Origin of the sequence: Bacillus thuringiensis (assembly GCF_001182785.1) — a bacterium.
Lineage (GTDB): Bacteria > Bacillota > Bacilli > Bacillales > Bacillaceae_G > Bacillus_A > Bacillus_A thuringiensis_S.
This window is the reverse complement of record NZ_CP012100.1, coordinates 59739-73314: the sequence shown is the minus strand read 5'-3', so window position 1 is coordinate 73314 and position 13576 is coordinate 59739. Positions and strand designations below refer to the sequence as shown.

The following is a 13576-nucleotide window of genomic DNA, read 5'->3' as shown; positions in this document are numbered from 1 at the left end:
TAAATGTTGATACCCGTTATATAATGAAATCCAGCTATAAATTAGATAATTTCCCTATTACGAATAATAAGATAGTCTGTTTCACCTTTTTACATTATCTAAAGAAGAACTTGTAGGAATTCCTACAAGTTCTTCTTTGCTTTCTTTATTCTTTTCTTATTTACATACGCAAAGTTTAGACATTTCGTTGTGATACACATTATAGTACCAAATAAAATAATTTTAAAATTAATACGTAATTAATCCGTTTTAAGAGAACGAAACTTCATAAATCTTCAATCACAGTTTCTTGGTTCACCTAATAGAAAGTATGAGGATTCGTATCATCTTTTTAGTGACCTTTTGGTATTATAATCTAAGTATTTTCGACACGAATTGATTGTTTTTTATGAATTTTCTTGAAAAATATTGTAAAATCACTCCATTTTTTCTTCTATTTTGTTATGATGTTTATAATTAAATGGGATTAGGATATTTCTATAAGATGGGGGCGTATATTATGAGTGTCTCAGTAAAAGGAAATGAGCAGTTAACCGCTCTATTGAACGACTGGTATCGATCTATGCTATCTCAACAAGTTATAAAAGCTACTAATCTAAAAAAGAAAATTGATGAAAAAATCAGCAAATTAAGCACTGAGCCAAATCAAGAACATCAAGATCAAAATTTATTACTATATTACTCACTACTTGAATTCCGTTACAATGTCTTAACAGATAGCCTTGGTATTCAACAAAATAGCTTTGATGCCATTAGTGACTATGATATGCCTACAGACCATTTTCTACGCTTCTATTATCACTTTTTTAAATCCATCCATTCCACTTTTATATCAAATTATACTGAGGCAGAGGAACATTATAAACTGGCAGAAAAGATACTAGTAGACATACCAGATGAAATTGAACACGCTGAATTCTACTATAGAATTGCTACTTTTTATCACCATACCTATAACATGCTCGCTTCTATCGAATACGCAAATAAATCGAGAGCAATCTTTTCAAAGTATGAAGGCTATGAAGTAAAAACAGCCTTTTGTAATAGTTTGTTAGGTGGTTGCTGCATCTATTTAAAACAGTACGAACAAGCTGAAGAATATTTACAAAGTGCAATTGATTTACTACAAAAGAATAAGGCAGAAGATTCTTTGTTATACGTAAAAAGTACTATGGGGTGGCTGTACTCTGATCAAAGTATGTCTACTTTAGCTATTCGTCACCTTTCAGAAGTAACAGAGAAAATCCCTACACACTTCAAGGCTATCTTCCTACAAGCTAAGGAACATTATAAATTAGGAGAACAATCAACGGCTAGCAAACTCATTGTTAAGGGATTAAAGATCTGCAGAGAAATCCATAACGAAGAATATCTACATCACTTCTTTATTTTAAAAAGATTAAACGAAAACATTCCATTGGAAGAATTAGAAAAAATCATTCAAGAAGGAATCTTATACTTTGAGAAAGAAGAGTTATGGGAATATGTTGTCGAATACGCTGAATTATTTGCCACAAAATGTAGACAATTAGAGAACCACAAAAAGGTAAGTGACTATTTCCATATTTGTTATCAAGCAAGACTAAAATTAATTGAAAAAGGAGTCTTAAAATGATGAAAAAAATCAGCTTATTATTATCTGGCATTGCTTTCATTGGGGTGTTAACGGTGGGAATTTCTCAGTTTTCTAAAACAGATCAACTTGCTACTCATGGACATTATCCCGCTCCTTCATATAGTGATGTTGGTGCACCGCAACAAATTTAATGTAAATGTATTTAAAAACCCTCCAAATGGAGGGTTTTTAAATGGCTTATCTGCCTGTTCAATACGTGTAGAGAGTACATATTATACTTATTTACTATGTTATAATTTTTTTCATTTCCACTCTTTAAATCTTAAATCCACCAATTAACTCTTGAAGTTCTTCCGCCATCTGCGCTAATTGTATTGCTGAAGAATTTATCTCTTCCATAGAAGCATGTTGTTCCTCAGATGAACCAGCTATCGTTTGCATACTTGAAGAATTCTCTTTTACAGCTATAGATATTTGATCAATTGATGTATCGACTTTCATTGCATCAGTTGTCATTTTATTTGATAGTTCTACCATACCATGCACTTTTGATACAATATCATTTGCAGATTTTGAAATCTCATAAAAACTTTGTTTTGTATCATTCGCAACCTTAATTCCCGACTGTACTTCTACTCCTACTTCATTCATAGCTTTTACAGTCTCATGTACGTCTGCTTGTATTTCCTTAATTAAACTGCCAATTTCCATCGAAGAATCGGACGATTGCTCTGCTAGCTTCCTAACTTCATCGGCAACAATTGCAAACCCTCGTCCCTGTTCTCCTGCTCTAGCTGCTTCAATTGCTGCATTCAATGCTAATAAATTTGTTTGTTCCGCAATATTTTGAATCGCTTCTAATATACTTCCAATTTGTTGCGATTTCTTATCTAATAATTTTATTACATTATCGGATTGAGAAACAGAGTGATGGATAGACTGCATTTGTGTTACAGTTTGTTCTACTAATTGTTCACCTTCATTGGCTTTTTGTTTTGTGTATATGGATGAAGCCGATACTTCAGATGCATTCTCAGCTACATATTGAATATTTCGTGTTACCTCACCAATTAATTCAGCTCCAGACTCAACTTCATTATTTTGAACCTCTGCACTGTTCGAGATCTCTTCCATCTCTTTTGTAATTTGTTCCGTCGCAACACTTGCTTGTTCTACACTAGCAGTTAGTTCCTCAGAAGACGCAGCTACATGTCCTGCAGATGTGTTAATTTGAGAAATAATATTACGTAACGACTCTGCCATTGTATTGAAACTACCGCCTAATTGACCAAGTTCATCCTTTGAACGAATATCTATTTTCTCGGTCAAATCTCCCTGACTAATTCTTTGGGCCGAAATAACTAATTGTCTTAGTGGATTAATAATAGATCTAAGTATGAATAAAATTACAATGCCACCTAACAATAATGAAGCCCCTATTATAGTGAGCGTTTTATAAAAAATAGGATTGGTAGCTTCTTCAATTTCTTTCGTAGGCATTACGCCAGCTATTTTCCAACCTGTTTTTTTGTTTGTCTTAAAGCTTATGTTTCGATCTTCCCCGTTAAGGCTATAAGTAATTACGTCATCTTCTTTCTTGTACAGTTCATCCGCTAAAGTTTTCTCTAATTTCTCTCCTGGCTTTAGTGATGGATGAACAACTATTGTTTTATCTTGACTGACTATAGATACAAACCCTTGCTTTCCAATTTTAATCATTTTGGATGTTTTTACGATATCTGTAATATTCAAATCTACGCCAATGACACCACTTTTATCTGCATTTTGCTTTGCAATTGCAATTACCATATTTCCTGTAGCCTTTGATTTATATGGAGATGAAACAATAATCTCTCCATTTGCTTTTACTGCATCCTTATACCAACTGCTTTCTAACGGATTAAACCCTTCTGGTATTTTTCCAACAGGTGCATGAATAAATTGATTGTTACTGGATGCTGTATAAATCGTTTCTATTTCTGGATGTAACTGTATATATTGATCAAATTTACTCTGTACATTTTGCGATTGTTCAGGATTATAATCACCTTGTGTAAGTACCTTTGCAAAATGAGTGACATCTGTATGCTTATTTTCTAATTCATCATCAACAATCTTATCTAAAATACTTATATTATCTTTTGCTGATTGTAGAATTGTTTCATTAAGATCTGTTTTTGCTTTATTATAAGATGATACTCCTACAATAAGACTTGGTATAATTAATATTGCTATAAATGCCATAGACAACTTCGTTTTAAGCTTTATTTGTCCCAATCTTTCTTTTATATTAAACACTAGCTACTTCTCCTTTTCATTTTTACTACTTTTATAGTCTATTTAAATTTTTCTCCTTTATTTTTTCCACATTCATTTATAGTACCATTAGAAACGGAACTATAATTACATCCTATTATTGATACTTTATAATTTAGCAATTTAAATTTCACAGGTAGAGTTTTATCTATCCTCCTTTTAAATATGTTATTTTTCTATATTGAGCAATTATTAGAATACGAATTATTCAATATAAACTGGATGAAACATATACTCATTTTGAAAATAATTATTGGATTCGTTTGGATAAAAATTTAGTTTAGCGCTATTCCAATCAGATGAAATCCTTACCATAATAAATTCACAAAACCTAACTAAGTACATTTATTCTTTTAATAATTATATTTAACTGCCTTTTAACCATTCTAACTGTATTACTTCATTGATTTATCTATTTATTACAACCACTTTTGTATTATTGAATCACTAAACCACAAATTCTAAATAGGAGAATAAAATAAATTAGAGAATTACATTGTAACATGTATATATAAGTTTTTAATATTTAAATTTAAAACTTTACTATTTTTTATATGCAATATTACATGCAAAAAACCTTAATTTTTTTGTTATACTATGCATGTGGATTTTTCATCCGAAAATCTACCCAGACGCATATTTATGTATATGCCACCCTAATTGATGAAAGTGAGAAGAATGTTTATCATTTTTCTCACTTTTTTATTTTGGCTCTGTTAATATTAATTATTGATAAAAAGTATTAAATATGGGAAGACACCTTAGAGTTGGTACTTCTCTTAGTTGTTGATTATTCACATTCAAATCTAAAATAGGTATTTTCTAAGCCTATTCTTTGCTTTAATGTTTTGCCCAATGCATAATTATTTGGTAATTCTTTTTCAATGACACAAATAACATAGCCTGCTTTTCCTCTTGTTAAATTAGTTAATTGTAAGTAGTTATTGTTGTCATAGATATAAGAAATAATATATTCATAGAAATTATTTTCTTTGTCTTCTCTATTCATATCAACATTGTACAACCTAACTCTTGCTCCTGCCCAAATTTCCTCATCATCATCAACATTACTTAAAGGCATCCATTTCGAGTTATCCAATATTTCACCCTTTTCTTGATTCATTCGTTTATACACTGAATGTTGCTAGACGCAAACTATCATAAGCATCAGTCATTTCATTTATTAGACGACCACCGACAGAGCCTTTATTTAAAATGTGTGCTTGTACTTAATTCTTTAGTTAATTTTACATTTTAAATCTACGAAAATGAATTCCCTTATAAAAACTCTAACAGAGAATCTTTCTTTCAAATTTCACCTAGGGAATCATTTCTTTTCCAAAAAACCTACCAACATCTTTATCAACTCATTTTAGAATATTTAAACAATAATCTTATATACAAACTCTGCATAAATTATTCATTTTCTTTTATATAAGACCTACCTTTTTACTTTTGATAGATTATTAGACATTGGATTATTATACATAAACGCCAAAACATGAGGTATTTTGTAGAAATTTGTCTATCAATATGTATGTACACCCTTTTGTAGTGGATATAGACTGTGAGGTGTAAGGAGGTACCTTACAAAATTATGAAAAGGAGATTATAAAATGAGTAGATTAGCAAAATTCTCAAAGTTAGCATTTGCAACTTTAATCGTGGGAAGTAGTTTAAGTACCTTTGTTTCGTCACACAGTGTACAAGCTGACACCTTAGATACTAATTACCAAGATTCTGTAAAATTCATACCAACTTCTAGTGCTAGGCAAACAATGGAACAAAAAAACACTATTGTTCCCGAATCAAAAGTTATTAAAAACCATTATGTAAAGTACTCTAAAGCACATTTCCAAACTGAAGAAAGTATACCAAAAGAGATTTATTATTCTTCAGAAGGCTTTAAGGGCTATATACAGGCAAGTACCGTTTGGGATATGGGAGATCATTTCGCAACACTATATTCCGGAACCGTTATTCGATGTTAGACTTTGAACCCCTCTCTCCTAATGCTTATAATGATCAATAGCTCACTGCCAATACTGTAATATCTATTGTTCATAAAATAAACCACAAAATCTTTCGATTTCATGGTTTATCAAATATAAAGATAATGCTAAACGAATACTCTAACATTACCTTCCCCAAAGTTAATTATAGAGTATTTTCAAAAAAAAGACACTCTTGTAGTGTCTTTTTTATAGTATTTTAAAAAGAATTCCGCCTACTAACACCTTTTTGTTGCGCCTATTCATTTATTTCAATATAATACTTTTCCATCTCGTATATGCAATAGACAATGATAGCTAAACTCCAACTGACACTATAATAATTATGTGTGTAGAAGTCATATCCCGCTTGAATACCTTTCTCTATTACAACCAATGTAAATCCTAATGCCACCCATTTGTTAATTTTCATCTTAATAAACGTTAAAGAGATAATTATTAAAAATAAAATATTTGTAAGTTCATTTATCATTAGCTCATATTTTTGAATGTATACTGCCATTATACAAGCAACGATATTAGTCGCAATGCCAAAGGCAATCATCGCTCCCCAAATCCTGTCCGAAAGTCCCATTCCTGAGTCAGTCCCTTCCTAAACAAATATCCTTTTCTTTAATTCGTTCCTACACCCTATTCAAGGTATGCTAAATTATCCTTGTCTGATGAATATCTATTTATCTTTTCATATAGAGTAAACAAAATCTCTACTTATAATTTTTTCTTTGTTAGGCAAACTATATCTAAGCCGTTTGAACTAGCGGCTTCACTCTTCTGGTAATGGGATAGCACAATTTATTGAATTGACTAACTCATTCAACCCACTGGCACCGGCAGGCAACAAAATAGTTGTCTGCCATTTTCATGTATACTTTTTCTAAATTCATTACAAACCAAGTGTGTGCTGTACTGATTTCAAAAGGACGGAATTTCATTTTTTAAAATGTAAAAAAATAAGGTCCTGTCTACTTTTGGTATAGGACTTTTTCTTTTCACATATACTATTTTTGAACCTGTTTACCAATACGTGTCCTAATGGTGTCTTGAATTCCTCCTAAAAAGGGCTGCTGATACGACTGCATGCCCTTTTATTTACGTTGCTTCTCTATATTGAATAAAATAATTAAAAACTAAAAATATAATATTACATATTTTTTCTGTTCAGATTATGTTAGGATTTAATTCGTAGTCGAATTATGGTTTCGTATCTAATTCAGCAATATGTGAACTGTTTACCTAAAGAAAAGACACCCAAAAGGTATCTTTTCTTCTTTTAATCTAAAAAACATTTTTCCTTTTCAATAAGATCCAATTATCCCTCTAACCTAAACCTCATATTTAAAGGCAATTTAATCATGGTACTCAAGAGTTTTCATCCATTTCAATATGCCTATAGTTTAATTTAAAATCACATTTCCAGCACTATATTTACTTTCCTACAGATTTTCTGTCTTGTTCTTAATTTTGTCAAAGTCCTCATGTAGCTATACAAAGAATATATGCTACTATGATATTAAGAAACTATGCGTTCCCTTAACCCTGTATCCGGCCCTGTATTTATTACAGGGTCTTTGTTTATTTTTTTACTTTTAGTTAATACATACCCAATTTCAGTTAAAATTATTTATATGTTAATTAAATTTCGAAATGATATATCTATAAGCTCTTTTAGCAAATAAAATATAATATTAGACATATATAACTAACTTGGGGCTATTATTAGTTTTCTAAATATGCACTTCGTTAACACTATATAAATAGTGTTAACTATCTTAATTAAATATTGGTAATAATAAGTATAAATATTATCAATTTACTATATATTACATTTATGTAAAAATAGATGTATGTTAAGCTTTTTCAAAATCTTTCCCCTAATAAAGATTTGAAGTAGCATTTCATGATTCTCCTTACTGTTAATATGCCTTGAAAAAGAACCCTATAGGGTTCTTTTTCTTCTCATTATAACCTCAGTAAGTCCTTATTTAACATGCAAAAAGGACTGCTAATTACTTGCAGCCCTTTTACACGTTAATATACACTTGTATTAGGCATTTCTACAAACTAAACATGCCATTTTTCGTAATCTTCCGTCCAAAAATTGTCACTTCACCTATAAGTTGGCCGCAGTTGGAAGCATAAATTTGCCGTAATTTAATTATTAACCCATATGCTGGCCATGAATTCTACAAAACAGCAAATAAAAACACCTATTAGCTACATAGGATATTCAAAACTACTAGCTTATTCACTAGGTCCTTTACGTGATAGCCCCATTAATTCCCCAAAAGGGGTTTTGTGTAATAACTTAATGATAAGAGAGCTATTCTACGGTAGCCTTCGTGACTTCCGTAGAATAGCTCTTAAAGAAATCGGATGTATACCTGTTATTAAGCACAATGTTTTATGATTCCCTTTGAAAAACACCGTCTCCTGTTTCCCTCAAAAATTTAGCCCGATTGTTGAATAGAATGACTCGCATTTTTCAAACATTGTTAAAAAGCCTTACTACACACAAATTGTAGTAAGTCTCTTACTATCCAAGATAAAAAGTTAACGACTTTATTATCTCTATACAAATAAGGATTAGCAAATAACGTTACTATCCCCTCCGAAGAAAAGAAACCTTATTTTAACTTTCCTATTGATAGGTTAACACGATAATTCCCATGCTTTAATAGTCGCCCTAAAAAGTTATCCAATTCTTCATTAGAAGCAAAATGTGTTTTTAACAAATAACATCCTTCACCACTTATACGATGTACTTCAGAAATCCCTTCTTCTTTTTGAAAGAAATTCATAAACTTTTGGTGGTTATCTGTTGTTACAAACAAAGTAACAAATGCAGTTATTGTTTGTCCTAGTTTGATTCGGTTTATTGCGATTGTATATTGTTCAATAATCCCTAAATCCTCTAATCTCCGAATTCGATTTCCTACAGCCTACCCCGTCATATTTATTTTTTGACCAAGTTCTTTCCATAGATATTTGCTTGTGGGACACCTAGATTTGATATTGGAATGACTCTAACTGCAACTTTATTTACATTCCTTTTAGTTGCAAATACGATTGCTGCTGTTTCTGCTGTAAAACAAGTGGCTCCGTTATCTAAAGAAAATGAAAGGCAAACACTGAACCGTGGTGTATGGGTCGGAGGTATTTCACATATTATCTCGTCGTTGTTCTCTACAATTGGAATTGTACCATTACCTGCATCAGCAGGATTTATTCAACTAACAGGAAAAAGAAAAGTGAAGTCGTTCCTTATAGCAAGTCTTATGTTAGCAGGAATTTCCTTTATTCCCTCAATTGTCAGCTTTATATCCATGTTACCAGGTCCTATTGCTAATGCTGCACTTTTAGCAACATTTGTCCAAATGATAGGAATTTCATTTCAATCGATTTTACGTGAAGAATTAAATCAACGGCGATTAACTATATTAGGAATTGCATTATTAATCAGTTTGGGAATAATGTTTCTTCCAGAAAGTGCATTTAGCGGAATTCCACCTTCCTTACAATATGTTTTAAGTAATGGATTACTCGTAGGTACCATGATTGTCATTCTACTGGAACAGTTTTGGAAAGAGTAAAGTATTTATATGCTTTTTTATAAAAAGGAGTATTAGAAGGTTTAAATTGGTGGAAGCATAATTTGGTCAAAACGGTCATCTTATGCTTCTTGTTAAAAAAACCATAATCTCTATTATCTTTAGTTGTGTCTGGATGTGGTTCATTTATAACATTATAACCATCAATCGCGGGGTGATCTTTTAATTCCAAAGCAAGATCCTTCCAAAATTGACTTGCTTGTTCTTGATACTTCTCCTCTTCCCATATTCTGTCGTCATTCTTGTTATTATTAAATTGACGCCATCGATCAACAGGTAAGGATAACATTGTAAGAACAACTTTCATTCCTTGTGATTGTGCGGCATCTACATCCGCCTTTAATTTTTCTAAATCCTCCTTTACTACTCCCTGATAGTTATCTGCATTACCTATCAGTAAATTCTTTCCAGAAATATCTGGTTTATCCTCAAATAGAAAATCTTTATCTTTTGCCCATTTATCAGGTGGTAAACGTACATATTCAATATTAGCTTCTTTTACACTTTTATAGTTTTCAGGTAATGACGTACTATTCATGAAATTAGTACCCGTTCTTTTCAAATCCCAAAAACTAATTTTTGAATCGCCCTTGTGGTATGCATCATCTCTTATATTCATTTCCTGAACTCCAAAACTCATTATGCCTAATAACGCAATAATTAGCAAAATTTTTTCATAACTTCCCCTTCTTTCTCTTTATAGTTAACACACATAACATACCTTTGCTTTGTTGCAGGAATATGAGAATTTTCCAAAAATCACTTTTAATATTATACAGTGGTAGTTCATTCATAAAAAATAAATAGATAATTAGAACGTTGCTTCATTTAAAAAAAACCAAAAAGGAATCCTTTACGGATTCCTTTTTGCCTTGCACTCTTTTTCAAATGATACATTTTGTACCTACTTTTAGTATACCTTATAATTCCTATAAAACAAATAAGATAAAATGGAATTTACTTCATGTATTTTCATAAAAGTATATAAATCTAGAAATTGATACTACTAAGTTCACTTACAAATGATTTTTGTTCTTTCACTAATAATAAAACATTATACTTCTTTATAATTTTACAAATATAATTATGTATTTTTAAACCTTTCTCTTGAACATTCTATTAGTTGTTCCATAGCAATCTTCCGCGCATGTTCCTCACTATCTACCAAAGTCAATCCTTGTGATATATAACTCCAAAATTCATATCCACAATCCTCCATCCATCTATACGCTTCTGTTGTATATAGACCATCTTTTCTTTTAATGATTTGAACCTTATAGTTTTTACTTGGAGAAAAAAACTCTTGTATAACCCGCTCCATTTATGCAATATCCCCCTAAAATAAGAGCTAGGCTTTTTCACCTAATCCTACTAATATATTTACCCTTGTTTAATCAATCTCATACGGACATCTTCGTCTGCACTATAAAGTTGTAACATATTTAAATCATAATTTTGTACCTGATATCTAAAACTCTCAGTTCTTTGAGTCTTATGACCATTCTCAGTTACGCTTGTTAATTTTAATGTTAATTGTAAAGAAGGTACGTCTAACCCGTATGTTCCTTTCATTAGACTATCTCTACTTGAGAAATCCCCATACTTATAAAAAGCAAATGTCATATCATCTTTTAAATCGAGTATTGTTTTGACTCCTTCTCCTAAATCAATACCATACTTACCTACAATAGACCTTTCATTTTTAACGAATTTCCCGAAAGAATTCTCCTTCCTCAAGCGTGTGAAGGGCGTAGCCCAACGGTAGGTGGGAGATGAATTTCGGTTTGGCGTAGCCCAAAGGTTTTCCTTTTTATTTTGCCTCTGATATAATCAGTCTTATAAATGATAAAGGCTGGTATATAAATGAAATTAGATAGTAATAACCATTCAGTATTCTTGTTGTATTATCACCTTGTGTTGGTCGTGAAATACAGAAGAAATGTGTTTGATGATGATATGTCAGACTATGCAAAAGATATGTTTGTTCGACTATCTGAAAACTATAACATCACATTAGTTGAATGGAATCTTGATGTAGATCATGTTCATATTTTGTTCAAGGCACACCCTAATACAGAAATGACAAAATTCATCAATGCTTATAAAAGTGCAAGTTCTCGACTTATTAAAAGAGACTTTCCACAAGTGAAAAAGAAACTTTGGAAAGAGATGTTTTGGTCAAGAAGTTTTTGCTTGCTAACTACTGGTGGTTCGCCAATAGACGTAGTAAAAACATATATTGAAAATCAAAGTGAAAAGTGAGGTGAAATGATATGACAAAGCAGAATAAAGCATATAAATTCCGTTTGCATCCAACAGGAGACCAAGCACATCTTATATGTAAAACCTTCGGTTGTGTACGTTTCGTGTATAACAGAATGTTAGCTGAACGGAAAGAAGCGTATGAAAAACATAAAGATGATAAGGATCAACTAAAGAAACAAAAGCTTCCCACGCCTGCAAAATACAAAGCAGAATTTGAGTGGTTAAAAGAAGTGGATTCATTAGCTTTGGCAAATGCTCAACTAAACTTGCAAACTGCCTATAAAAATTTCTTTAGTGGTCAAAATGACTTCCCAACATTCAAAAGCAAAAAAGACAGAAAGTCTTATACAACGAATGTAGTGAACGGAAATATTATGTTGCTTAACGGTCATATCAAATTGCCAAAACTGAAAATGGTACGTATCAAACAGCATAGAGAAATACCACAAGACCATATAATCAAGTCATGTACGATTTCTATGACACCTACTGGTAAATACTATGTGTCCATTTTGACTGAATACGAAAAAGAGATCGTACAAAAAGAAGTAGAAACAGTTGTTGGATTAGACTTTGCGATGGATCAATTATACGTCAGTTCTGAGGATGAGAGAGCCAATTATCCTAAGTTCTATCGTGAAATGTTAGACCGATTAGCAAAGGCGCAACGAGTATTATCAAGACGTACAAAAGGTTCAGGGCGTTGGGATAAACAACGTATCCGTGTAGCTAAGCTGCATGAAAAAGTAGCAAACCAACGTAAGAATTTCCTTCATCATAAGTCTAAAGAGTTAGCTACTCATTTTGATGTTGTAGCTATTGAAGATCTAAATATGAAGGGAATATCGCAAGCACTTCATTTTGGAAAAAGCGTCGCTGATAATGCTTGGGGTATGTTCACTTCTTTCTTAGCTTATAAACTAAATGAACAAGGCAAACAGCTTGTGAAAATAGACAAATGGTTTCCTTCCACAAAAACATGTAGCAGTTGTGGAAATGTGAAAAATATGTCATTGTCTGAGCGAGTCTATTCTTGTATATGCGGTGTAAATCTCGATAGAGATTATAACGCAGCTATCAATATCAAAAATGAAGCAATACGCCTATTGGCGTTAGCATAGATAGCAATAAAATAACCCTTGGAACAAGGGAGTTAGCTCGGCTGTCTTAGGACGAATTCGTTAGCTACCAAAAGTAACGACTAACCGAGAAGCCCCCACTTCAAACAGTCCGTTAGGATGTTAAGTGGCGGGTAGTTCACGCTAGTAGACTTTTTATCTTGTTCAGTAGCTTTCGCTTTGCTTGACTCTTCTGTCTTTGTTTCTTTCTTTGGTGAATCTTGAATCGTAGCACAACCCCCTAATTACATAACCGGAATCGCTAACGTGATTAGTTTCTTCGATTTCATACGTCATCCCCCCGTTAATAATCGTTGTTATTTTCTTCTCTGCTTACCTTTTTAGGATTTAATTTATGAATACGGAATCCACCTTCTGTATCATCATTTAAATTCCTTTCTACTTTCTTCTCTGCTTTACGTTTCGCATCAGGGAAATCTTTATCTATTTCATCAAAAATCGGTTGCCATGTGCTCAGTACGTCTATAATCATATCATTGGCTTTGTCGAATCCCTCAGGTAATTTGTTATCAGGATATAACGGATTTTGCGCTCTCATACCAAAGTCTACAATGAGTTCTAAAGCTTCTCTTAACTTTGATACACCTTCTTCGAGTAAAGGATAGTTTGATTCGTACTTTCCGATTGGCACCAGGTTAAGTATGTAGTTTAGTTGCATAT

The 13576-nt window shown here is 32.0% G+C and carries 10 protein-coding genes and 3 pseudogenes; 6 read left to right on the top strand and 7 right to left on the bottom strand.

What is annotated here, in order from left to right; translation table 11 throughout:
• The first annotated feature begins 499 nt into the window (after positions 1 to 499).
• Together AC241_RS27575 and AC241_RS27570 are read left to right on the top strand one after the other, a co-directional pair.
• Positions 500 to 1615 (top strand): Rap family tetratricopeptide repeat protein, encoded by a 1116-nt coding sequence (locus tag AC241_RS27575; RefSeq protein ID WP_050844960.1) that lies wholly within the window; start codon positions 500 to 502, stop codon positions 1613 to 1615.
• Positions 1612 to 1767, top strand: coding sequence for a hypothetical protein (locus AC241_RS27570; protein ID WP_155417078.1), 156 nt, complete (start codon positions 1612 to 1614; stop codon positions 1765 to 1767). Before AC241_RS27575 ends, AC241_RS27570 begins: the two co-directional genes overlap by 4 nt.
• A 124-nt stretch (positions 1768 to 1891) precedes the next feature.
• Here AC241_RS27570 and AC241_RS27565 read toward each other — a convergent pair whose 3' ends face one another.
• Positions 1892 to 3874, bottom strand: coding sequence for a methyl-accepting chemotaxis protein (locus AC241_RS27565; RefSeq protein WP_050844957.1), 1983 nt, complete (start codon positions 3872 to 3874; stop codon positions 1892 to 1894).
• A gap of 808 nt (positions 3875 to 4682) precedes the next feature.
• Positions 4683 to 4973 (bottom strand): hypothetical protein, encoded by a 291-nt coding sequence (locus AC241_RS27560; RefSeq protein ID WP_050845376.1) that lies wholly within the window; start codon positions 4971 to 4973, stop codon positions 4683 to 4685.
• Positions 4974 to 5508: 535 nt separating this feature from the next.
• Here AC241_RS27560 and AC241_RS27555 point away from each other — a divergent pair.
• Complete coding sequence (locus tag AC241_RS27555) at positions 5509 to 5883, top strand: hypothetical protein (RefSeq protein WP_050844956.1); 375 nt, start codon at positions 5509 to 5511, stop codon at positions 5881 to 5883.
• A gap of 259 nt (positions 5884 to 6142) precedes the next feature.
• Here AC241_RS27555 and AC241_RS27550 read toward each other — a convergent pair whose 3' ends face one another.
• Positions 6143 to 6478, bottom strand: a complete 336-nt coding sequence (locus AC241_RS27550; RefSeq protein ID WP_050844954.1) for a hypothetical protein — start codon at positions 6476 to 6478, stop codon at positions 6143 to 6145.
• Positions 6479 to 8528: 2050 nt separating this feature from the next.
• Positions 8529 to 8915 (bottom strand): annotated as a pseudogene (locus AC241_RS34395) (Lrp/AsnC family transcriptional regulator).
• On the opposite strand from AC241_RS34395, the pseudogene AC241_RS27540 reads away from it, so the two are divergent.
• A pseudogene (locus tag AC241_RS27540) lies at positions 8886 to 9494 on the top strand (purine/pyrimidine permease); the annotation flags it as partial. The pseudogenes AC241_RS34395 and AC241_RS27540 overlap by 30 nt on opposite strands.
• Positions 9495 to 9573: 79 nt before the next feature.
• Here the strand turns inward: AC241_RS27540 and AC241_RS27535 are convergent.
• From AC241_RS27535 to AC241_RS27525, 3 genes and pseudogenes are all read right to left on the bottom strand, one after another.
• Positions 9574 to 10226, bottom strand: a pseudogene (locus tag AC241_RS27535) (cellulase family glycosylhydrolase); the annotation flags it as partial.
• Between the two features lie 370 nt (positions 10227 to 10596).
• Positions 10597 to 10833 carry a hypothetical protein gene (locus tag AC241_RS27530; protein WP_050844950.1) on the bottom strand — a complete coding sequence of 79 codons (237 nt, stop codon included), beginning with the start codon at positions 10831 to 10833 and terminating at the stop codon, positions 10597 to 10599.
• Positions 10834 to 10892: 59 nt separating this feature from the next.
• The gene (locus tag AC241_RS27525) at positions 10893 to 11249 is read right to left on the bottom strand and encodes a DUF3994 domain-containing protein (RefSeq protein WP_050844949.1); all 357 of its coding nucleotides are present in this window, start codon (positions 11247 to 11249) and stop codon (positions 10893 to 10895) included.
• Positions 11250 to 11375: 126 nt separating this feature from the next.
• Between AC241_RS27525 and tnpA the strand changes: the two genes are divergently transcribed.
• Both tnpA and AC241_RS27515 read left to right on the top strand, forming a co-directional pair.
• The gene (tnpA, locus tag AC241_RS27520) at positions 11376 to 11774 is read left to right on the top strand and encodes an IS200/IS605 family transposase (protein WP_050844947.1); all 399 of its coding nucleotides are present in this window, start codon (positions 11376 to 11378) and stop codon (positions 11772 to 11774) included.
• A gap of 11 nt (positions 11775 to 11785) precedes the next feature.
• Positions 11786 to 12898, top strand: a complete 1113-nt coding sequence (locus AC241_RS27515) for an RNA-guided endonuclease TnpB family protein (protein ID WP_050844945.1) — start codon at positions 11786 to 11788, stop codon at positions 12896 to 12898.
• Positions 12899 to 13576: the final 678 nt, after the last annotated feature.